The following is a 20,941-nucleotide window of genomic DNA, read 5'->3' as shown; positions in this document are numbered from 1 at the left end:
AAGATAAATGTGATTAACGCCGAATTAAATCAGCCCAGCGTTGCCAATAGGTTAACCGATTATTGCAGGCGCGACGCCCCAGGGACCATCACACCTGTTGCCTGCGCCAGAGCGCCCAAATGCTCAAACTCGGCGGCATCGGCGTCGGCCAGACGGCTTTCCTGCGACATATTCAGAACGACCTGACCCAGAATTTCGCCCAGTTTGGCACCGGAATAATCCTGCACACAGGCAAAACCGCGTGGCTGCAGCAGGATCACCGCGCCATAGGGGATGTCGAGCGCGAGCTCTTCGGCCAGCATGTCACCCAGACTCACGCCAGGCAGCACTTCGGTCGCTTCAAGGAACGCATGCGGCAAGGCCCCGTCGCTCTGCAACGCCAGCGGGATCACAGGCGCATTCATCAAAGAGCCCAACACACCACAGAGCGGCGATACGATTTTGGTTTCTTCTTCAGAGATAGCACCACCCCAGATTTGGGCGGCCAATTCGCGACGTTCCACTATATATTCCCCCAGGCCATATATCAGTCTCATTAACAGCGTAATCTGTTTCCCGGGAAAGGAGAATTACCTCTTTGTAAAATTGAGTGCACTCTCCCATAAGTCGCAAATCGGTCTCAGGGCGAGATTTAGAACAGGTCCAAGTTGTAATATTACCGTTACGCTCGCCAAATCACCTTGAAACGCAGGGGAATGGCAACATGTGGGGAGCGATCAAAAGTTATCCACAACCTCTTGTGGTATCACCAAGCTGTGATCAGCCCTTACCCCTATGGGTCCAGAATTTACAAAAACCCCACTTGACAGAAGATTTACGGCAAAACGGCCGCTTTAGAACAAAGGTTTATGCCGCCAGCAACTGTTCCAAAGCCGCCCGATCCAGTCGCAATTCGTACCCAACGGAGCGCACGGTTGTCACGGTGACATGCGCCCCAAACACCTGGGTCAGCTTTTTGCGGATCTTGGCGATATGCACATCAAATTTACGGTCGCCATAGTCCCACGGCCGATCGTCAATCGCGTAAGACAGCTCATCGCGGGTCACAATCTCGCCATTCCGGCTCATCAAGATATGGGCAATTTGTGCCTCTGCTGCGGTCAAATTTGCATGTTGGGCAATATAAGCCCCGGAATTCCAGTTGGACCGATCCTGCAAAATCGCCCGCCCCTGCGCGGTGTCCAGCATGCCAATGCGCGCGCGCAGCCGCAGGGCCAGCGCCCGCAGTGAGAAAGGATAGCGCACAACATCATCCGCCCCGGCAAGAAAAGCGTCCTCTGCTTCTTGCGGCGACTCCTCGCGGTCGATGGCCAGAAGAAACGACGGCAGAACAGCCGAAAGATGCGCAAGCAACGCGGCCCGCCCCGCCATTCGGCCGACAATCACAATCTCGGGCGCGGCGCTGTGATCAAACAGCGCGTCCGCCTCGTCCTTGGTCAGGCAAACCTCGCAGCTCAGCCCGCAGATCACGGTAAACAGATAGCGCAAGGACAGCGCCACACCGGGATCAGAATCAATGATGATGGCAAAAGGAGCTTTGGCCTGCATGTCTTACCTGGCTGTCTGAATCTGCGCTCGAATCGAGAATTTGGCCGCAGTGTAGCGTCTGCCCCGGCAAAGCGCCCCCGGAAAATTTGCATAACACTGATGACATCGCGCACAGAACTGCAAGAACACTGTTTCTCAGGGAAAGAAAAACCGCGCTTTAACCATTTTTTGTTCTTTATTGGCAAACGTTGGCAAAAAATTAACCCAAGGACCAATATCCTTGTGAGCAGGTAGCAGAATGCACCTGGAACCTCTCAGAATGGAGAAACAGCAATGGCTGGATCCCTGACGCATCTTGACGGCCATCAGGCCGCCTTGGCAGCGGCAGAGCGGATTTCAGAGCTGCGCGCCACCGCGCAGCGTGATCCGTATCTGCAAGCGGTGTTACACTCCGCGCAGGCCGTACTTGGCACTTTGACCGCAAATTCCGCCGGACCCGCGACGGACTTGCCCCATGGCGACGTATCACAAACAGGTGCGGCGCAGCCCCGGCACGTGAAAAACCGGGCGCATGGCGCGCGCGTTATTCATTGATCTGGGGCACGGGGTCTGACCCCGTACCAAGTGCAACCAAACGCTGAGGAGGCCCGGCGAAACGCTCAACCCCAAGTATTTCTTGAGTTTTTTGCCATCCCGCAACCAAGGACAAACCGCGCTATTCTTGACACATACGCATGTTTCTATATATAGTGCGTCGCGAGACAGGACAAAAACCATGGCTGTAGAAAAGAACATGGATACTTACAACAAAGATATCAGCAACGCTGTTGCACAGGTTGTGGCGGCTTATGCCCAACGGGGGGATGCCTCCACCGAGAATATCGTGGAGCTTGCGCGCCGCCTGATGCCGATTTTTGGCGCGGCCCAACCGCAAGCTGACACCCAAACCGCATCCGCCGCCGTAAAAATCGCGGCAAGCGCCAGCATGACCCCGGCCCTACCGCTGGACCAGGCGGTGACAGAGGACAAAGTGTTTTGCCTCTGCTGCGGGCGTGGTTTCACCATGCTCAAACGCCACCTGAATGCCGAACACGGGCTCAGCGAAGATGATTACCGAAAGGCTTTTGGCCTGCCGGAAACCATGCCGCTGGTTGCCCCCAGCTATTCGGATCGCAAAGCCGCCTATGCCAAAGAGGTCGGCCTTGGCAAATACAGCCGCGACGCCGGCCTGGAAGAGACCACCCCTGCGCGCTAATGCCCGCGCGGGGTTTCCCCTGCCTTAATCTTGACTTAATCGCGCCCTTCTGAGGGCATTGTTGCTGTTCATATCTCATCCTGACCAATAATGCGCAGAAGCGCGTGGGTGGAAAAGCCGGGCCAACCGGCGATCACGAGGCAAGAGATATGGCAGACGCTACAGTTAATATCATTCGCAAAGTCGAAATCATTGAAGCTGGCGGCCACCACGGCGGCGCGTGGAAAGTGGCCTATGCGGACTTCATGACCGCGATGATGGCGTTTTTCCTGCTGATGTGGATCTTGTCTTCTTCGGACGAACAAAAACTGCGCGGCATTGCCGAGTATTTCACCAATGCGACTCTGCCCGGCGGCAGCGGTGTTCTGGATGGGGCCACGCTTGGCCCGCCCGGCACCTTGACTGCTTCCAACGGCTCCACCGTGGCGCGCGGCGCAGAATTTGGTGAAGTGGACGATCCCTCCCCTGCCAAATGGGAAGTGATGGACACCACCCCAACCTCGGACCCTGAACAGACCAAAAAAGGCAGCCAAGAAGGCCACCATGAGAATCCGGCCGGTGGCGCGGCCAGCGCTGTGATGCTGGCAGAAACCAAAGCCGATGCCGTGACCAACGACACCGCTTCGGGTCAGGCGACCGAGGTCAGCGATGGCCAAGACCCAGAGCAAATCGGCGGCGCTGCGCAGCTGCAATCTCAGGCGGAGGCGGCCGCAGACGCGGACAAGATGACGCCCGACGCAACGCTGAACGCAGCCGGGGATGTGGATAACAACCACCCGGACCACGCGGCGGACATCCAGCGCTTTGAAGAAATGAAGGCCGAAATCCTGCAGGCCATGCAGGCCAGCCCGGACCTTGCGCCACTGCAGCAAAACCTGATGTTTGAAAAGACACCAGAAGGCCTGCTGATCCAGATTATCGACCAACAGGGACAGCCGATGTTTGCCAGCGGCAGCACCACGCTGACCCCTGCGACACAGAAACTGATGGCGCTGTTGGGCCAATCCCTCACGGAACTGCCCAACAACATGGTGATTTCCGGTCATACCGACGCTGTGCCATTTAGCAACCGCAAGGCCTATGACAACTGGGATCTGTCGTCCGATCGCGCCAATGCGATGCGCCGGGTGCTGCTGCAAAGCGGCGTGCCCCATGAACGGATCACTCGTGTTTCAGGCATGGCTGACACGCAATTGCTGAAACCCGAGGCCCCCAACGATGCCTCAAACCGCCGCATCGAAGTGCTGCTGGCTTATGAGAAACCCGCTGCGCCCGAGGCCGCGCCGATGCGGGCCGATACCCCGGCCCCTGCGGCAGAGCCGGCCCCGGCCCCGATCGAGGTGGAACAGGCCGCTGCACCCGAAGTGCCCAGCGTTGCGGCAGAGTTGGCGGAAGAAAACACCGTCACGCTGCTGAATGAAGAAGTATTCCAGAACCTGCGCAGCGCCCTGCGCTAAGCACAGCCCAAGACTCTAAAAGCCGCCCAGATCCGGGCGGCTTTTCTATTAAAGACGGTCGCTTTGCATCGACAGGCGGAATTGGTTCCAGTCCACTTTGTTGTTTTCTGATTTCTGCTCACCTGACCCGTTGGGAAAGGCGCTCATGATCAGAAAAATCGCCAATGTCGTGGCGGTTGTCATTGCCAGCAGGCGCATGGCGCGGGTCCGGCGCAAGCCGCCCCAGAAACCGCGCGCCGGCTTTTGCGCCGCCGCGTCCGATTTGGCCGCATCATAGAGCGGCGTTGGCGTGCTGACCTTTTGCTTTTCGGGCAGCGCAACATAGGCGTATCCAGCTTCGAAAGTGACGGTGACTTCGCCCAATGCACCTTCGAGTGCCCCGCGCAGCAGGTCTGGCATGCCCGCGCGGGCCATGCGCAACGTCGCCGGCACCTGCGCTTGTCCGGGCAAGGCTATTGCCACCAATTGGTGATCATCCCGCAAGAAAAGCGTGCGCGCATCGGTAATCTCGACAGCTGGGCCCGCGCCGCGCGACAGGGTGATCCAGCGGTCATCCCGGTGCAAATGATAGGCCCCCGGCGGGGTATCAAGCGCAATCAATTGGTCTGCCGGGATGAACCCGGCGGCCGGCGGCGCAATCGGCGCGGTGCCTGTTTCTGCAAATTCCTGCACAGTCGCGGCGGTGGGGGCATCGGACCGGGCCGCTTCGCGCATCAGATCAAAATGCAATTTCCGCATTGGGGCGGCGGGCACCGCGGGCTTGTGCCGACGTGATGAAAACTGCAGACCGTCCTGCCCTGCTGTCGGCTCTGCCCAGGCAGAGGCAAAGGCCGGCATTTCATCCGCAGCCGTTTCGTGATGTGTAGGCATCAGCTGGCCGCGTTCTGGCGTGCCCTCAAATCCAAGGAAGGCCACGGGGTCCAGCCCCTCTTCCAGCGCATAGGAAAAATTCGCCGAATAATCCTGCGCATCTTCCAGCAAGCCGGGGCTGTCAGCGAGCAAGGCCGCCAGGCTGCGCTCGTCCGAATACTTGAGACCGCGTGATGGAAACCCCGGCACCGGGGGATAGATGCTCAGCTCTTCGGGGCGCAAGCCCAGATGTTTGCGCAAGCGCTGCGGGAAGCTGCTGAATTCTTCCTGACGGAACATCAATAGCTGGCAATCCCCGCTGGGCATCAGGCAAACGGCGAGGCGCATGTTCATCGGCCAGGTGCGATGCACCTGTCGAAGGTCATCTGACTCCAGCAAAACTGCCATGATCTGCTCATTTCCGGCCATGCTCGCCCCCAAGCGTCGCGATTTTTAATCTAATATACTTGAAGTTTATGCTTGCTACGTAAATTTATCCATATCTATTCTTCAATCTAAGATAGTTTTTCCGCACTATCCTGAACAAATCCGCTTTAATTCTTGCTCACACCCCCTCGCTTGTGGCAAAAATATGGCAAGAGAGCAGCCCGACGCGGCACACGTCACAGATAGCGAAAAAACATGAACATCATTATTGGCTTTATTCTTGTTGTGGTTCTCGTCTTTGGGGGCTTTTTGCTGTCGGGCGGCGAAATGGGGCCCATCCTCCATGCGCTGCCCTTCGAGGGCATGATGATCGGCGGGGCCTCGCTGGGGGCGTTTGTTGCCGCAAATTCATTTGGCGACGTGATCGGCACATTCAAGGCGGTGCTGAAATCCCTCAAGGGACCGAAGTGGAAGCAAAGCGACTATATCGATCTTTTGAACCTTATGTACGGGCTGACCAAGATTTATCAGCGCGACGGTATTCTGGCGCTGGATGAACATATTGAGAACCCGAACGAGAGCTCGATCTTTTCGCAATTCCCGCGCATTCAGCACGATCACTTTGCCATTGATTTGATCACCGACAGTTTCCGCATGCTGGCGCTGCAATTTGATGACCCGTTCCAGACCGAAGATGTGATCAACAAGAAACTGAAAAAGCACCACCACGAAGCGCTGGCCCCCCCGCATGGGTTGCAGACCGTAGCGGATGGTTTGCCCGCGATCGGGATTGTTGCGGCGGTTTTGGGGGTGATCAAAACCATGGGCTCGATCGACAAACCCCCTGCCGTTCTGGGTGAAATGATCGGCGGTGCCTTGGTGGGGACCTTCCTTGGGGTTTTCCTCGCCTATTGTTTTGTCGCACCGCTGTCCTCGCGCCTGACCGCCATCGAAGAGCAGGATGGCGCATTTTACAGCGTGATCCGCGATATCTTTGTGGCGCTGCTGCAAGAACATTCGCCCACCATCTGCGTGGAAATCGGGCGCGGCAACATCCCCTCCACCCTGCAGCCATCGTTCTATGAAATGGAAGAGGCCCGCCAGGATCTGGCCGAGGCCTGATGCCGCAACGTCGCCGCATCAAAGCGCTGCAGGTGCTGCAACGCCTCAAAGAACACGAATTGGACCAGCACGCTGCTGAGATGGGCGAGATACGCGCCCACCAAGCGCAGCTTCAGACCGAAATCACGACATTGCAAACACGGCTTGAGACCGAGGCGCAGATCACCGCACCGGAATCCGCGCCTTATCTTGCCGGGTTTCTGAATGCGGTGAACAGCCGCCGCGCGTTTTTGGACGCTGAGATGCACAAGCTGGACCAGAAAGCCGCCCAGATCGAAGGGCGGCTTTTGCAAACCTATACCGAAGCGCGCAGCAACGAATCCGTGCTGAACAAAACCCTGCATACGCAACGCCGTATCGAGGATATGGCAGAAACGACCGCGCTAGAGGAAATTGCCCGCACCCGCTATCTGCGCCAAAAGCGGGGCGACGTTTAGGCCGCGTTGGCCAGACCCTGCGCCCAAAGCTCGCGGATCTGGGTCGACAGGCTGGTTGGGTCAAACGGTTTGGCAATCAGCCCCAACTCCAAAGGTCCAATCAAACTGTCTTTTTCAGATTCGCCCACTTTGGCCGTCATGAAAATCGCCGGGATCGTTTCGTAACCCGGCAGCTTGCGGATTGCTTCCAGCGTTTCCGGGCCGGTCAGGCCGGGCATCTGTACGTCAATCAGGATCAACTCTGGTTTGAAATCTTCGATGATCTCAAGCGCGACAGTGCCCAGCTCGGCCTGCGCCACCTGAAAGCCGCCGATCAGCTCTAGCGCCATATTGGCAATTTCGCGGATGTCCGCTTCGTCTTCGACATGCAAAATTCTGGTCAGTTCACTCATAATCATATCCTCATCTATCTTTTATTAACCACGCGCGCGACGGCGGGCTTTGCCACGCCCTGCCCCGGAGGGCCGCGCAAATTTCGAGACAACGCCGCGTTCCGCTTCGGGGGCTTCGACCTGTGTCACCATCAGGACGATAGGCAGATCGCTGGGCAGATCCCCCTCAAGGGTGGGCACCAACATCAAACAATGGGCCAGCCCGATTTTGTCGAAATGCAGGATGGCCTCGTAAGGAGAGTCATCAACCATCACCAGCGCCTGCGCCACATCCTGCACCTGTGTCAGATCAGCCCCATCAATGCTGAGCGATGGCATGTCGCTGGTGCCGATGCTCAGCATACGCAAGGCGTCGCGATGGCCCAAGCCCGGGCTTTGACCCAACCAATTTGAGGCCATGTTCGCCTTAAGCCCATTGAGCATCAGCGCGTCGGACATGGACGGCTCGGTCGCATTGGCTTGAATCACGGCGACGTTGAGGTTGCCGATTTTCTTACGCTCCAGCAGGTCTGTCACCAATGCGCGCCCAGTATCTGACAGCCAGTTGAAGACAGTGGATTGGCCAACCACGCCTTTGCCACTGACGACCTGACTGACCGAAACGGTGCCAGATTCGATTTCAGCCTCAAACCCTGCGGATTGCAGCTGCGACAACAAAAGACGCAGATCGGCAGAGCCAGAAGCGGCCGGTTGCGCTGCGTGCTGATCGGCATCAAGCCCCATGCCGCTGAACGCCACGTCCTCTGCCTCATCAAACGGCGTCAATGGCACAATCTCTTCGTTGATCAGCCGCGGCAGATCCACAAAGAATTCTGTGCCCACCTCTTCTTGGCTGGCAAAGAAAATTGCGCCTTCGTGACTTTCAACAATCAGCTTGGCAATCGAGAGGCCGAGGCCGGTGCCGCCTTGCGAGCGGGTATCGCCCATATCCGCCTGGGTGAATTTGTCAAAGATGGTGGCATGGGCGGATTTTGGAATGCCACAGCCAAAATCGCGGATCGACAGCCGCATGCGACCACGGTGAATGCGCAGGGCCACGATCACCTCGCTACCCTTTTCAGAGAATTTAGACGCATTGGACAGCAGGTTGTCCATGACCTGCGCCATGCGGTTTTTGTCGCCCATGAAAGAAAACCCATCCGGGTCCTCATCGACATTCAGGCGCAGGGTCACACCGAATTTCTCGGCGTAGAACTTGTTGGCCTCCAGCGCTTTGTCGATCACCTCGGTCAGATCCAATGGCTCCATCTTGAAGTCCATCTTGCCCGCTTCGATTTTTTCCATGTCCAGAATGTCATTGATCAACATCACCAGACGGTCGCAGTTGTTGCTGGCCATGCTGATCATCTTGTTCATCTGCTCAGGCATTTCGCCAATCGCACCAGAAAGGGCCAGACCCAGGGCGCCTTTCATCGACGTCAATGGCGTGCGCAATTCATGGCTGACGGTGGCAACAAATTCATTCTTCGCTTTCTCGGCCACCTTGCGCTGCGTGATATCGCGGTAGATGGCGATAAAGCGCGGCTCATCGTTTTCCGGCTGGACGTATTCAAGGCTGATTTCATAAGGCGTGCCGTTCTTGGCCGTCACCTCCCAGGTGACGCGGCGCTGCGGGCCTTCGACCAAAGCCTTGCAGCGCAGATCCAGCGCATGCATGTCACTTTCGGTGATGAAATCCTTGACCTTCTTGCCCATCCACTCGCCGCCCATGCGTTGGCGAATAAGCCGCTCGCGCGCAGCCTTGTTGCAATAAAGCATTTCCAGCGTATTGGGCCGCATGACCACAACCTGATCTTCGATCAGCTCCAGGCTGTCATGGAACCGCGAATCCGAAATGCCCTTGCGGGTCTGCGTCATGTCGGTGGCGACCAGGGCAATTTCCGACAGCTCATTGCCGGCGCCAGAGACCGGGATCACCGTACATTGTGCCCAGGCGGCTGACCCGTCTTCGCGCAGGATTTTTAGCGGCCCATCCCAGGGTGCGCCGACCTGCATCGCTTTCATGATATCGTCGTGCAGGATCTCTTGTTCGCGCTCATCCAGCAGATCTGCCAAAGGCATGTTCAACAGATCCGCGCGGGCGCGCGCCGTTGTCTTGCAAAAGCTTTCGTTCACATGGGAAATACGGCCTTCCAGATTGATCATGCAGAACACGGTGTGTTCCTCAACCGCGCTGCGATAGAAGATCTTGGACCGGATTTCAGAATCCAGAATATTCTTGCGTTCTTCGGCCAGCATGATGTTCCGGCGCAGCTGTAAGATCAGGAACAGCAGCGACAGGATAATCGCCGAGACAACGCCAATGATGGCCCAGCGATAGGTGCGATAGATGCGGCCCGCCGCCTGCATCAAATAGTTTTCATAGGGGCGCACCCGCAATGAGATCAGAAGATCATGCACAGTCTGATAGTTTTGCGGGGCTTGCCAGACGACGTTGCCGGCATTGCGCGACTCAACGCTACCTGCATCGATGTTGAGAAAAGAGTTGATGATGAGCGCCAGCGCGCCCTCGGGCACATTGGGCTGCGCGGCCAAGACCCACTCCGGGTAAAGCGGGGTCGAGACCCAAAACGGATAGCCCGGATGATCCGCGGCAGAAACCGGGGCAAAATCATCCAGGCGAATGGCCCCTTCGGCGGCCAGCTGTTCCAGCACGCCCGCCGGTACAACGCCCGCATCCACAAGACCGGATTGCACGGCGTAGATCACTTCGCGTTGGTTGCCGCCAGAAAAGATCAATTCGCCCAGCAACGCCCCTGGTTCGGTGCGATGGCGCCGGAATTCCTGCGCCGCCAGCCACCAGCCACTGAAATCATTTTCAGCCACCGCCATCACGCGAGCCCCCTGCATATCGCTGATACGGCGCATGGGGCTATCGGCGCGGACAAAAATCGTTGCGCCAATTTCAGAATAGGTGCGCCCCTGCCAAATCCGTGCCTGGGAGAGCACAGCCCGCACGCCACTTTCGACCTCGGCGGCGACGAAATGCGCGGGGTTTGTCAGCGCCAGATCCAGCGACCCATCAGCGACGCCCTGCGAGAGGCTTTCATGCGACTGCGGCGACATGACAAAACGGTAGGGTGTTTCCAAATAGGCCGCTTCGCGATTGAGGAAATCAATCGTTGGGCGCCAAGCCTCTAGGGCACGTGTGGCCCCCTCGGTACTGAGAACACCCAAAGAGAAAACCTGCGTGCTGGCATCAAACTGGTTGTCCTGCGCCGAGGCCGCCGTGGCGCGCACCACGAGCGTGACGGTCACCGCCGCCAACATGACCCAGAAACCAAACCAGCGGCTTAGGGCTTTTGCGTTCCGCCAAAAATTTGTGTCACGACGCATCCACACTCTGCTCCATCTCATCGAGAAGCGCGTTCAGAAGTTCGTCGACAAAGTCGGTGTTGAGGGGGCGCGGTCCCGCGATCACGGTATCAATGTGCTGTTCCAGCTGTGCCGCAAGGGCACCCATGCGCGGTTGCCCGACGCTGCCACAGATTCCGTGAAGTTTATGGGCTTGTGCGCGAATTTCCAGGCAGGCGGATTCTTCCGTCGCTGGATCTTCTAGCCGTTCCGAGAGAGCGCAAAATTCTTCGATGCGGTCATCCAAAGATGAAATGAACCGCTCACGAATGCGCGCAAGTCCGGCCTGTAAGACAGCCGATTTATCTGCGTCCATTCCCTGCATCATTCCTGCTCTCTACCCAAACGACTTATACCTCAACGCTCTTCTGGCGCTGATTTTTCTTGCCATACCCATCGTTACCACGAATGACGGCAACAATGTGGCAAAATCCGCCGAAGAGATTAACAGGTGGTTAACAATTCACCGTCCGATGCGCTGTTTCTTTTGGTGTGGTGCACCAAGGTCACGCGCAAACCCTTGAAAAATGGTGTCTGAATGCGATGGCCATTCGCAGCTAGGTCACGCCGCGAAGGCCGATCGGCCGTTTCCCGAGCGTTGACCTGTGCTTGAAGAGACTTCGTTCAGCTTTTCCACCGCCCGATCCAGGAAACGCAGATCTCCACGTTTCTCAAACAGCTTGGGCGCTGCAATTTCACCGATCTGCGCCGAGAAGCCTGTCGCCACCTCTTCGCAATAGACCAGATCCGGGTCGTTCAGCATCATCACAAATTCATCATGCATGCTGTCTGCGGTCGGCAATTTGTTCTTGGCACCGACACAGACAAATACCCCACCGCCGATATAGGACAGAAAGGCCTGCGCCCCGACCAGAACATCTGAAATCACCTCTGCCACATCCGTGACCACATAAGTGAATTCTTCGATGTCTGATCCGGCATGCACCTGCTCGAGTTCCGGGATGCGAATGGCGAATGCGCCCATCGCAAATTGTTTCTGTTCCAGCATCAGCAAAACATAATTGTCCAATGCTGCGCTTTTGACCACGCCGCGCACATCTTTGACTGTGACGGGTGTCGCAAATGGCGGCTTGGGCGCAGCCGCAGCAGCCGGCGCAGCCGCCTGCGCCGCTTGGGCCTTGCGCGCCTCTGCCTGCAGGCGATCCGCCAAGCGGATCCGCGTCATCAGTTCGGTGGTGTCAAACGGTTTGGTGACATAATCGGTCGCCCCCGCCATAAAGGCCCGGTCGACATATTCTTTGTTGTTCATCGCGGTGATCATGATCACCGGCGTGTTGCGATAGGCTTCCATTTGGCGGACATGCTGGCACAATTCCGTCCCGTCCATACCCGGCATCTGGATATCGAACATGAACCCTTCGAACGGCGTTGGGGACGCGGCAATTTTCTGCAGTGCATCTTCACCACTCTCCGCCAGGGTCACATCCGTATAGCCATGCGCCTCTAGCGTGGCAGAAAGGATTTCCCGGATCAGTTCGTCATCATCGACGGCAAGGATCTTCATGTTTCTCTCCAGTCGCGTTCATGCGGTTCCGCGCTTCAACGCCTTCTGCGTCTCTCAGCTGTCCCATAACATGCACCATAATCAATGGCATTCAACCGTAGGGACAGAGCTTTTTGTCTTATTGTTCCATTTACCAAGACAATTGTGGCGCAAATGGGGCAAACTTTTGGATTGAATCGATCAAAGGTTAAAAACATTAAGGCAGTGTTAACGCTGGTGCAGCTGCCTTTGAGTTTTACACATGAATATCAGTTGGTTAATGAAAAATGAACTTTGCAGAAACGGCGACGCATATCTATACCAAGGGTTGAATATGTGCCTAATTTCTAGTTTTCCCTGCGCCAGAAACGATTCAGCCAAAGGTTGATTCGTCTCATGATGAGACAAATGCTCTCAAAAAATCCAAATTTCGTTGCCGCGCAGGAAACAATCCACCACGCTTGCACGAGAATTGATTAGGAATCAGCGTCAAACAGACCCGGTGCCAGATCTTCCCAGAACGCAAAGATCGCGCTGGCATTCAGCGCAGAATTCCAGCCGTGGGCGCGAAACGCCTCTCGCGCCAGGTCATCTGGCAGACTGGCCATGAACAAACGTTTATCCGCATCGCGCTGCGTCGGGTTCCGGCGTGCCACGTGATCGGCCACAATCGCAAATTTGCGGCCACGTTCGGCGCGCTCTACACGGCGGTTTTGCAAATCGCGGTCGGCCTCGGCCGCTTGCGCCTTGCGGTCAGCGGCCCGTTGCAGCGCCGCATCCGAGGGGGCGGCGACGGGTTCGACCCCGGAACTGGGGCGATAATCGTCCCTGAGGGCGGCGGTCAAATACCCCACCTTGGATTTCACGGAGCCCTGCCCCTTCATATAGGTCAGTTTTTCGCTGACATAATCCGGGCCATGTTCGGCAATCCACTGGCGCGCCAGACGGTCAGACACGCCCTGCGCGATCAAGGCTTTATATACAGGCAGGTTGCGGGTGCCATCGCTGTCATCAATCTGGAACATAGCCAGTTGCGGATTTTCCTTGATCAGAAACCGGATGTCCGTGACCGCCCTGCCCTTTTTCTGAAACTCCGGCGTGATTTCGATATCGGAACTTTTGTTCACCTCAGCGACGGCGGGTTTGATGATCTTGGCATTCAGATGTTTGAAGCTCTCATAATAACTAGAGCCATCCACCCCCATCAGTTTGCGAAAGGTCTCAAGGCTCCACCAGCCGGTGCTGCCGGTGCGCACGAACCGGTAGCAGTTCTCATAAAGCGCCAGCCCATGGCCGGAGCTGAAATTGCGCTGAATATGCACGTTGATCAGCGCGTAGATCTTCGGATCATGCAGTTTCTGCGCCAGCGCCGGAGAATAGGCATATTCACACACACCGTTTTTCAGCTTGGCAAAAGACAAAAGAGAGCTGACCCCCCACTCCTGTTTACCGTCCTCATCCAGCATATCCCATTCGGCCACCGTTTCGGCGAGGGTGCGCAGGCTGGCGCGCAGCGTGTCAAAATCGTTGGAGTTATACCCGACCATCATTGCCAGCGTGCGCGCGTCAATCGAATGGCTTTGCGCCGAGGTCAGCGCATCATAGGCATTCAGCAACAGCACGTTGGAAAGTTTGCGCTGCAGCAGGCTGAGTTTTCCGCTGATATGAATGGCGGCGACATTCTTTTTCACCGTCTCACGCCGCAGGGGCCCGGTGAGGTTATCCATATCGATCTGGGTCTGTGCCATGATTCTGCGCCACTCGATTTTTGGGTATTATCAATGACACATTAGGTACCCCGCTGCAAGGATAACATGGGTTCTTTAGCACATCCCGCAAACGGGTACCCAAGCGAATCTACGGAGTCGCCACGTTCGAATCACGTCGATATGCGCGCAATTATTGACTCCTCGGCCGCGCTTTGCGGGTGAAATCGGCGTCATTTCGCCCCTGTTTTAGGGTATTCGAGGGAGAAAACCACTAAATATAGCAGTCCTGCGAATCGGATCCCATCATCCTGTAGTCGGGTACCTTAGGTCCCGTAAGCTGGTACCTTTGATCCCGGAATCGGATACCCGTGGTCCTGTTCTAAGGTCCCCAAAGTAATTTAAGCTATTGATACTTAACAGATAATAATAGGCAAACCTCTTAAAGTCCTAAAAGGAATTAAACCTTTTGGTTGCGTGATTTTGAATTGAATAAGGATAATAGAAATAGGTTTCGCGGCGAAACCACCGCATATTCTCTGAAATCAGGCATGCAGGCCAACCTGATGCTGGCTCGATTGAGAAATGTGCGCTATTCTCGTAGATATCATAAAAACAGGCATACATTTTACGAGGCACCGCAAGTGAGCAAAGCTCCCCAACCTCCTCTTCCTCCGTATCTCAATCTTGATCCGGAAGCAGCAGCCAAGAAACTCCCTGATCCTATCGACACCACACGATTCGCAAAAGCGGCCGCGTTTTGTGCCAAAGGGCGCGAAGATATGGCCCGGCGCGGCTATGCGCCTGATGGGGAAAAACGGCTGAGAAAATTCTCGACCTGGGAAATCACCAAATATCTTATCCCGGTCGCCCCCGCGCATCTGCGGCGGGTGCTTAAGGCCCATCCAGACTTGCCGCAGGGCGAAGGGTCTGGCGGATCAAAGTGGTTCACCCTGGAAGAAGTGCTGACCCTGCGCAATCACTTTGCCAACGAAGGTGTCAGCACCAAAGAATACCTGCCCTATAAACCCGAGGGGTTGCCGGCCAAGGTTGTTGCGGTGGCCAACTTCAAAGGTGGCGTTGGCAAAACCTCAACTGCGGCGCATCTCGCGATGTCCGCTGCGCTTGATGGCTATAAGGTGCTGGTGATCGACCTGGACTCCCAAGGATCGATGACCTCGATCCTTGGCGGCACGGTCCCGGATGAATGGTCAACGGTCTTTCCATTGATCGCCAAAGATTATGCCAAGGCCGTGGTTGCCGAGAATGAGGTGCGCGCTGCCGGGGGCCAGGCCGAAATACCCCTGGATGAGACCCTGCAAGAGGCGCTGAAAGTGACCTCCAAAGATGTCATTCAGTCCACCCATTGGCCCAATATTGATCTGATCGGTGCGCAGCTGAATCTCTATTGGGCGGAATTTCAAATTCCAGTCTGGCGCATGGGGCTGCGCAATTGGCCCCTGTGGGACGGGCTGACCAATTTCCTGAACGACGAAAAGGTGCTGGACGACTATGACATCATCTTTCTGGATACCCCCCCTGCCCTCGGCTATTTGACGATCAACGGGCTGGCGGCGGCTGACATCTTGCTGGTGCCGCTGGGGGCCTCGTTTCTGGAATTTGACTCCACGGGCCGTTTCTTTGACATGCTATATTCGACCTTTGCCAGCATCGAAGATGGTGAAAATGCCGCCGCGCGTGCGGCGGGGCTGCCAGAGTTGAAATTCGAATGGGACGTGGTGCGGGCGATTGTCACCCGCTTTGACGCCAGCCAGCAGACCGATATGGCCAATGTCATTCAGGCCTATTTCGGGGATTTCATGAATGCCTATCGTCAGGACTATACCGCGCTGGTTGGCCAGGCGGGCGAGCAGGTGAACGGCATCTACGAAGCCGACTATCGTGATTTCAACCGCGAGACATATGTGCGTGGGCGGGAAACCTTTGATCGCACCTATGCGGAATTCAAAGAGTTGCTGATCGGCAGCTGGTGGCGAGATGCACATATGGAGGGTGAATAATGGCACGACGCAGACGGCTGGAGGCACCAGACCAATCCGAACTTGCGAAACTGAATGAGGGTTTCGCTGCGAAACCTCCGCTTGGGCAATCCATGACTCCGCCCATCGCCCAGGTCGCGGGAGAGGCCGCGGCACAGGCCGCAATGGGCGCAGTGACGGATCGTGTGGCCGCCGCAAAAGAGGCATCAGACGCGAAAAAATGGCGCGCAGCGGAAACTGGCGGTCATGCGGCTGTACAGATCAGCATTGATGATATCCAGAGCGGCTATCTGCGCCGCGATCGTTTGCATGACAGCGCAGAAGAGCGGCAGGAATTGCTCGGCTCCATCCGGCAGAATGGGCTGCGCACGCCCATTGAGGTCATCGCCACGGATGACGGCTATGGTTTGATTTCCGGGCATCGTCGGCTTCAAGCCTTTCGCGCGCTGGCGTCAGAGGATGCGGCGTTCCGCGAAATCCCGGCATTTGTGCGCCGGCCAAGAGACAGCGCAGCCGCGTATCTGAACATGGTTGAGGAAAACGAAATTCGTGCCAACCTCAGCCACTATGAACGTGGCCGCATTGCGGCCCTTGCAGCGCAGGGTGGGGTGTTTGACAGTGTGGATGCCGCTGTATCCGCATTGTTTGAGCAGGCGTCAAAATCCAAGCGGTCAAAAATTCGCAGCTTTGCCGCAGTGCATGAGGCGTTGGGGGATCTGTTGCAATTCCCGACTGAGATGACAGAGCGCATTGGCCTCAAGGTGGCCGCCGGGCTACGCGACGGGGCGCAGGGGCAGTTACGCGAGGCACTAAGTGCGGGCACAGCGCAGAACGCCAGTGCAGAGCTGAAGCTGCTAGAAAACGCGCTGACGGAGGTGCCCGCCGAAAAAGACCCGCGGCGCGGGGGGCGTCCGTCTGAGGTGGTGAAACTGGAGCCTCTGATATTGGCGGACGGCGGCATGCTGCACGCACAAGTGACGGCGCAGGGCCTAAAGCTGGAGCTGAAGGGCCGGGCGCTGGACCCAGACGAGGCGCGCCAACTGTTGACGACGATACAAGAGGCGGTTGAGGCGATGGGCTAATTGTAGGGGGTTTCGCCGCGAAACCCCCAGCTTCTCTCACAGTACCCCCAAGTGGCGCACATTTAAGCCGTTTTTTGTTCTTTAAAAGCGCAACTGATTGACCACTAATGACTAAAGCGGCTGCACAAAAATCCTTGTCAGCCGGGGGCCCGCCGGATGGTGGCCACCAGTTCCGCGACTTTGACGCCAAATTTCCGCATATGGGATCGGTTGAGGATGGTGCCATTCTCCGTCAGATACATCCAATCCGTGACCGACAACACATGACCGCCAGCATCCGCTTCAAGGCGAAGCCGGTAATCCATACGCGCGGTGGCCCCTGAGGTCTCTCCGGTCATCTTGCCAACAATATCCGCCGCAGTGCCCCAGAACCGCCCGTCATTGCCTGTCGAAAGTTCCCAGCGGCGGGTCTGCGTGTCGCCACTGGAAAAGGCGAAAGCTTCGTTCAGAGTGCCCCTTGATCCATCCCAAGTGCCCTGCATATCAGCCACAAAGCGCGACACCACCGTGCCGCGGGGGCCAAAAATCACCCCCTCGGAAATGAGATTGCCCGACAGGTGTTCCCGCAATTGCAAATTCGGCCCTGTGTCTGCGTAGTCCGCGCTGCGCTGGTTGGTGAAGCCGAAGGAGGGCAGGCGGTTCGTCAAACAATTAAGCATGGGCCAGCTCCACTTGTACGACATCGGTTTGGCCGACGGCAAAGGATGCGGCGCAGATCTCTAGGTAAAATTGCCAATTGCGCAAGAACGCCTGATCATGGCCAAGCGCCAGCACCTTTTCGCGCTGCGCCATCAGCCGTTCGGCCCAGACCCGGCAGGTGCGCGCATAATCCTGCCCGAACGCAAAATTGTCGCGCACCTGAAGCCCAGCGGTGCGGGCCTGATCGGCAATCACGGCATCAGACAGCAACATGCCGCCCGGGAAGGTGTATTGCCGGATATAGTCTGATCCGCGTCGATAAAGATCGAAATAGGAATCTTGGACCGTAATCGCCTGCACCAGCGCACGGCCCCCCTCAGCCAGCCGCGCCTTGAGGGTGGCAAAATAACTGGGCCAATACCGCTCACCGACCGCTTCGATCATTTCAATAGACACGATGTTGTCAAAGGTGCCCTGGATGCTGCGATAGTCCTCAAGCCGGATATCGGCGCGGCCATCAAGCCGCGCATCGGCATAGCCCTTCTGGCTGGGCGAGAGGGTCAGGCCTGTCACATGATGGCCTTGATCAGCCGCGCGTTCGGCAAACCCACCCCAGCCGCAGCCGATCTCAAGGATGCGTTCGCCATCCGCCAACCTGCTGAGCACGCGGTTGTTCTTTTTGGCTTGCGCGCGCTCTAAATCAGTCTCTGTTCCGGCGAAAAGCGCTGATGAATAGGTCATACCCGGGTCGAGCCAGAGCTGGTAAAACTCATTGCCTACGTCATAATGCGCACGAATGTTGCGCGAGGCCCCGCTTAATGAATTCGCCCGCAAGAGCCGATCAACCACCAGAAACTTGAACCGGTTGAACGCACTTGGATTGGCGAAATCGGAAAAGGTATCAAAATTGCGCAGCGCAACAGTGACGAGTGTTTCGATGGACGACGTTTCCCAGAGGCCGGCAACATAGGTTTCGCCAAGTCCCACATCACCACGTGCCGCCATGGCGGATATGACGGACCAATCCCGGATATCCATATCCGCAACCGGGCCGGTGGTGCCGAACCTGTGCAGGGCTCCATCAGGCGTTTTGAGAGAAAGCTGCCCATAGGTGATCCGGTCACAACAGCTGAGAAATTCGCGCTTTACCGCGTCGGTGAGTAGGGTCATCAGCTTAGGTCCTTTTTCGGCGGGGTGGGGCGTGTGCGATAGCGCGCGCCCTGTCGTTTCAGTTTGAGGGCTTGCCAATAGATCAGCGCGATGGTGCGCACGGGCCCGAGCGGGCGGCGCAAAAGCGCGCCCAATATGGCCCGGTTGTTCAGGGGGCGGCGCGGCCCGGTCAAATGGGCATAAAGCGTTTCTGCGCCGTTGTAATGGATGATCTGAATTCGGATTTTTTCATCTAATATACTGAATTTAAATGAATATTCGCCCGCCACTTCTTGAAACGGCGACACGTGCATCTGTTTTTTGGCCGTCAGGGTCATGTCCGGGGTGATGTCTGCGAAATCTGGCGCGTGGCACAGATATGAATGCCGGTCGCCAAAGGTGTTGTTCACCTCGGCGATTACGGCGCGCAGGGCACCGTCCTGATAGGCCAACCAAAAACTGATGGGGTTGAACACATATCCCAGAAAACTTGGCTGGGTCAGCAGAAGGACCTTTGCATCCGGCAGCCCGGCCGTCGCCAAGACCTGCTCTGCCCAGGCAGCGCCGGTGCCGTTGCCCCGCGGACCACCATGATTACGATCGCTCACACCTACCAAATTTGCCCGGTTGCGCCCGAACAAAAGTGGAAATTGCGCTGCGTTAGGGTCGATTAGGACGTAATCGACACTATAGGTGAAACTGCGCGTCAGCGCGCCTTTACGGCTGTGCGTCGTGCGCGCAGGGATGTGCTGCGGACCCATCATGCGGCAAGCATCCCGTGTCGCTGCGCTGTGATCATGCGGGCCACGCGCACGGCGCTGGCAAAGCCGTCTTCGTGAAACCCATGCCGCAGATAGGCCCCGGCAAACCAGGTGTTGCGTGTCCCTTGCAGCGCGGCAATCTGATCCTGCGCGCTGAGCGCTGCGCGATCAAACACCGGATGGCGGAAGGTCTTTTCGTCGTAAATCAGTCTCTGATCCACGGCTTTTACGGGGTTCAGAGAGACAAACAGCGGATCGCTTTCCGGGATATTCTGTAACCGGTTCATCCAATAGGTCACGCCGATAGCCGGGCGCTGATCAACGGCGTCGGCTTTGTAGACCCAGCTGGACCAGCAAGCTTTGCGGCGGGGCATCTGCCGGGTATCGCGGTGCAGGATTATGTGGTTGTCCTGATAGCGCAAATCGCTGAGGGCAGCGGTTTCGCGCGGACTCGCGTCTGCGAGCAGGCGCAGCGCATCATCAGAATGGCAGGCCATGACAATGTGGTCGAAATGTTCAGGCTCGGCGCGCGCCGTGTGGACACGCACCCCATGGGTTTCACGCCGCACCGATGTGATCGCCGCGCCTGTGCGCAGGGTCACGCCGGAATTTTCCAGATGACGAGCCAGGCGGGTGACATATTCGATACTGCCGCCTTTCACCGTCCACCATTGATGTTGGCCCGATGCGCTGAGCAGGGCGTGGTTTCGGAAAAACCGCACCAGCGAGCGCGCCGGGAAGGATTGGATTTCTTCGGGTGGGGTTGACCAGATCGCACCGCAGATCGGGGTTAGGTAATAGCGGCGGAACCAGTCGCCCAGCTTCATGTCCTCGATTAGCTCGCCGATGGTGGTGCTGTCGCTGTCTGCCCGCGCTTCTGCGCCGTTGTTGAACCGCATGATATCCCGCAGCATGCGAAAATAGGCCGGGCGCAACAGGTTGCGCTTTTGTCCCATCACTGCTGACAGATCACGCAGCCCGTATTCCACGCGGCCATCATCCACGGTGGCACCAAAGCTCATGTCGCTCTTGGTGACGGGCACGTCAAGCTCGCGAAACATGCGCGTCAGATGCGGATAATTCACATAGTTGAAAACGATAAAGCCGGTATCCACGGGCTGATCGCCACGCAGCCCGGCCATGACGGTGCGGGCGTGACCGCCCAGACGCGGGGCGGCCTCGTAAAGGGTGACGGAATGATCACGTGACAGCAGATAAGCCGCCGCCATACCGGAAATGCCGCCACCGACGATTGCGATGCGCTGCGGCTGACGGGACGGGGTATCAAATGACATAAAGGCTCCTGCTGTTTTATTGAATCTACGGCAAAAAATTTATTTCGGATCAAAAAAATGATCC

The 20,941-nt window shown here is 57.0% G+C and carries 19 protein-coding genes; 7 read left to right on the top strand and 12 right to left on the bottom strand.

Annotation, left to right across the window (positions count from 1 at the left end):
• Positions 1–59 precede the first annotated feature (59 nt).
• Together N6L24_RS14250 and N6L24_RS14245 are read right to left on the bottom strand one after the other, a co-directional pair.
• Positions 60–503 carry a hypothetical protein gene (locus N6L24_RS14250; protein ID WP_271845369.1) on the bottom strand — a complete coding sequence of 148 codons (444 nt, stop codon included), beginning with the start codon at positions 501–503 and terminating at the stop codon, positions 60–62.
• 343 nt (positions 504–846) lie between these two features.
• The gene (locus tag N6L24_RS14245; protein WP_271845368.1) at positions 847–1,548 is read right to left on the bottom strand and encodes a winged helix-turn-helix domain-containing protein; all 702 of its coding nucleotides are present in this window, start codon (positions 1,546–1,548) and stop codon (positions 847–849) included.
• A 273-nt stretch (positions 1,549–1,821) separates the two neighbouring features.
• Here N6L24_RS14245 and N6L24_RS14240 point away from each other — a divergent pair, with 273 nt between their 5' ends.
• The 3 genes from N6L24_RS14240 to N6L24_RS14230 all read left to right on the top strand — a co-directional run bounded on the left by N6L24_RS14240 (position 1,822) and on the right by N6L24_RS14230 (position 4,200).
• Positions 1,822–2,082, top strand: a complete 261-nt coding sequence (locus N6L24_RS14240) for a hypothetical protein (protein ID WP_271845367.1) — start codon at positions 1,822–1,824, stop codon at positions 2,080–2,082.
• A 181-nt stretch (positions 2,083–2,263) separates the two neighbouring features.
• Positions 2,264–2,743: a MucR family transcriptional regulator gene (locus tag N6L24_RS14235; RefSeq protein WP_271845366.1), complete on the top strand. Its 480-nt coding sequence runs from the start codon at positions 2,264–2,266 to the stop codon at positions 2,741–2,743.
• Positions 2,744–2,892: 149 nt separating this feature from the next.
• The gene (locus N6L24_RS14230; protein ID WP_271845365.1) at positions 2,893–4,200 is read left to right on the top strand and encodes a flagellar motor protein MotB; all 1,308 of its coding nucleotides are present in this window, start codon (positions 2,893–2,895) and stop codon (positions 4,198–4,200) included.
• A 48-nt stretch (positions 4,201–4,248) separates the two neighbouring features.
• On the opposite strand, the gene N6L24_RS14225 is transcribed toward N6L24_RS14230, so the two are convergent.
• Complete coding sequence (locus N6L24_RS14225) at positions 4,249–5,457, bottom strand: hypothetical protein (protein WP_271845364.1); 1,209 nt, start codon at positions 5,455–5,457, stop codon at positions 4,249–4,251.
• 234 nt (positions 5,458–5,691) lie between these two features.
• Here N6L24_RS14225 and motA point away from each other — a divergent pair, with 234 nt between their 5' ends.
• Together motA and N6L24_RS14215 are read left to right on the top strand one after the other, a co-directional pair.
• Positions 5,692–6,558, top strand: coding sequence for a flagellar motor stator protein MotA (motA, locus tag N6L24_RS14220; RefSeq protein ID WP_271845363.1), 867 nt, complete (start codon positions 5,692–5,694; stop codon positions 6,556–6,558).
• Positions 6,558–6,995, top strand: a complete 438-nt coding sequence (locus N6L24_RS14215) for a hypothetical protein (RefSeq protein ID WP_271845362.1) — start codon at positions 6,558–6,560, stop codon at positions 6,993–6,995. Before motA ends, N6L24_RS14215 begins: the two co-directional genes overlap by 1 nt.
• Here N6L24_RS14215 and N6L24_RS14210 read toward each other — a convergent pair.
• The 5 genes from N6L24_RS14210 to N6L24_RS14190 form a co-directional block, all read right to left on the bottom strand.
• The gene (locus tag N6L24_RS14210) at positions 6,992–7,387 is read right to left on the bottom strand and encodes a response regulator (protein ID WP_271845361.1); all 396 of its coding nucleotides are present in this window, start codon (positions 7,385–7,387) and stop codon (positions 6,992–6,994) included. The genes N6L24_RS14215 and N6L24_RS14210 overlap by 4 nt on opposite strands.
• A gap of 24 nt (positions 7,388–7,411) precedes the next feature.
• Positions 7,412–10,723 carry a PhnD/SsuA/transferrin family substrate-binding protein gene (locus tag N6L24_RS14205; RefSeq protein ID WP_271845360.1) on the bottom strand — a complete coding sequence of 1,104 codons (3,312 nt, stop codon included), beginning with the start codon at positions 10,721–10,723 and terminating at the stop codon, positions 7,412–7,414.
• Positions 10,713–11,057, bottom strand: a complete 345-nt coding sequence (locus N6L24_RS14200; protein ID WP_271845359.1) for an Hpt domain-containing protein — start codon at positions 11,055–11,057, stop codon at positions 10,713–10,715. Before N6L24_RS14200 ends, N6L24_RS14205 begins: the two co-directional genes overlap by 11 nt.
• A 246-nt stretch (positions 11,058–11,303) precedes the next feature.
• Complete coding sequence (locus tag N6L24_RS14195) at positions 11,304–12,266, bottom strand: response regulator (protein WP_271845358.1); 963 nt, start codon at positions 12,264–12,266, stop codon at positions 11,304–11,306.
• 455 nt (positions 12,267–12,721) lie between these two features.
• A complete protein-coding gene (locus N6L24_RS14190) occupies positions 12,722–13,993 on the bottom strand; it encodes a replication initiation protein (protein WP_271845357.1) in 1,272 nt (423 codons plus the stop codon).
• A 602-nt stretch (positions 13,994–14,595) separates the two neighbouring features.
• Between N6L24_RS14190 and N6L24_RS14185 the strand changes: the two genes are divergently transcribed.
• Both N6L24_RS14185 and N6L24_RS14180 read left to right on the top strand, forming a co-directional pair.
• Positions 14,596–15,972 (top strand): AAA family ATPase, encoded by a 1,377-nt coding sequence (locus tag N6L24_RS14185; protein ID WP_271845356.1) that lies wholly within the window; start codon positions 14,596–14,598, stop codon positions 15,970–15,972.
• A complete protein-coding gene (locus tag N6L24_RS14180; RefSeq protein ID WP_271845355.1) occupies positions 15,972–17,033 on the top strand; it encodes a ParB/RepB/Spo0J family partition protein in 1,062 nt (353 codons plus the stop codon). The genes N6L24_RS14185 and N6L24_RS14180 overlap by 1 nt, the downstream gene beginning before the upstream one ends.
• A gap of 137 nt (positions 17,034–17,170) precedes the next feature.
• On the opposite strand, the gene N6L24_RS14175 is transcribed toward N6L24_RS14180, so the two are convergent.
• From N6L24_RS14175 to N6L24_RS14160, 4 genes are read right to left on the bottom strand one after another with little or no spacing between them, the layout of a single operon-like run.
• Positions 17,171–17,692, bottom strand: a complete 522-nt coding sequence (locus N6L24_RS14175; protein WP_271845354.1) for a DUF3833 family protein — start codon at positions 17,690–17,692, stop codon at positions 17,171–17,173.
• Positions 17,685–18,842 (bottom strand): SAM-dependent methyltransferase, encoded by a 1,158-nt coding sequence (locus N6L24_RS14170; RefSeq protein WP_271845353.1) that lies wholly within the window; start codon positions 18,840–18,842, stop codon positions 17,685–17,687. Before N6L24_RS14170 ends, N6L24_RS14175 begins: the two co-directional genes overlap by 8 nt.
• Positions 18,842–19,582, bottom strand: a complete 741-nt coding sequence (locus tag N6L24_RS14165) for a DUF1365 domain-containing protein (protein WP_442872608.1) — start codon at positions 19,580–19,582, stop codon at positions 18,842–18,844. Before N6L24_RS14165 ends, N6L24_RS14170 begins: the two co-directional genes overlap by 1 nt.
• A complete protein-coding gene (locus tag N6L24_RS14160) occupies positions 19,582–20,877 on the bottom strand; it encodes an NAD(P)/FAD-dependent oxidoreductase (RefSeq protein ID WP_271845351.1) in 1,296 nt (431 codons plus the stop codon). The genes N6L24_RS14165 and N6L24_RS14160 overlap by 1 nt, the downstream gene beginning before the upstream one ends.
• Positions 20,878–20,941 lie beyond the last annotated feature (64 nt).

The sequence above is a fragment of the Cognatishimia sp. SS12 genome, from assembly GCF_028369055.1.
Taxonomy (GTDB): domain Bacteria; phylum Pseudomonadota; class Alphaproteobacteria; order Rhodobacterales; family Rhodobacteraceae; genus Cognatishimia.
This window is presented reverse-complemented; position numbering and strand designations above follow the sequence as displayed.

What these genes read in the sequence shown, in the direction of transcription:
- N6L24_RS14245 (WP_271845368.1), bottom strand. Translation starts at nt 1,548, where the DNA reads ATGCAGGCCAAAGCTCCTTTTGCCATCATCATTGATTCTGATCCCGGT.
- N6L24_RS14240 (WP_271845367.1), top strand. Translation starts at nt 1,822, where the DNA reads ATGGCTGGATCCCTGACGCATCTTGACGGCCATCAGGCCGCCTTGGCA.
- N6L24_RS14235 (WP_271845366.1), top strand. Translation starts at nt 2,264, where the DNA reads ATGGCTGTAGAAAAGAACATGGATACTTACAACAAAGATATCAGCAAC.
- N6L24_RS14230 (WP_271845365.1), top strand. Translation starts at nt 2,893, where the DNA reads ATGGCAGACGCTACAGTTAATATCATTCGCAAAGTCGAAATCATTGAA.
- N6L24_RS14225 (WP_271845364.1), bottom strand. Translation starts at nt 5,457, where the DNA reads ATGGCAGTTTTGCTGGAGTCAGATGACCTTCGACAGGTGCATCGCACC.
- motA (WP_271845363.1), top strand. Translation starts at nt 5,692, where the DNA reads ATGAACATCATTATTGGCTTTATTCTTGTTGTGGTTCTCGTCTTTGGG.
- N6L24_RS14215 (WP_271845362.1), top strand. Translation starts at nt 6,558, where the DNA reads ATGCCGCAACGTCGCCGCATCAAAGCGCTGCAGGTGCTGCAACGCCTC.
- N6L24_RS14210 (WP_271845361.1), bottom strand. Translation starts at nt 7,387, where the DNA reads ATGAGTGAACTGACCAGAATTTTGCATGTCGAAGACGAAGCGGACATC.
- N6L24_RS14205 (WP_271845360.1), bottom strand. Translation starts at nt 10,723, where the DNA reads ATGCGTCGTGACACAAATTTTTGGCGGAACGCAAAAGCCCTAAGCCGC.
- N6L24_RS14200 (WP_271845359.1), bottom strand. Translation starts at nt 11,057, where the DNA reads ATGGACGCAGATAAATCGGCTGTCTTACAGGCCGGACTTGCGCGCATT.
- N6L24_RS14195 (WP_271845358.1), bottom strand. Translation starts at nt 12,266, where the DNA reads ATGAAGATCCTTGCCGTCGATGATGACGAACTGATCCGGGAAATCCTT.
- N6L24_RS14190 (WP_271845357.1), bottom strand. Translation starts at nt 13,993, where the DNA reads ATGGCACAGACCCAGATCGATATGGATAACCTCACCGGGCCCCTGCGG.
- N6L24_RS14180 (WP_271845355.1), top strand. Translation starts at nt 15,972, where the DNA reads ATGGCACGACGCAGACGGCTGGAGGCACCAGACCAATCCGAACTTGCG.
- N6L24_RS14175 (WP_271845354.1), bottom strand. Translation starts at nt 17,692, where the DNA reads ATGCTTAATTGTTTGACGAACCGCCTGCCCTCCTTCGGCTTCACCAAC.
- N6L24_RS14170 (WP_271845353.1), bottom strand. Translation starts at nt 18,842, where the DNA reads ATGACCCTACTCACCGACGCGGTAAAGCGCGAATTTCTCAGCTGTTGT.
- N6L24_RS14165 (WP_442872608.1), bottom strand. Translation starts at nt 19,582, where the DNA reads ATGGGTCCGCAGCACATCCCTGCGCGCACGACGCACAGCCGTAAAGGC.
- N6L24_RS14160 (WP_271845351.1), bottom strand. Translation starts at nt 20,877, where the DNA reads ATGTCATTTGATACCCCGTCCCGTCAGCCGCAGCGCATCGCAATCGTC.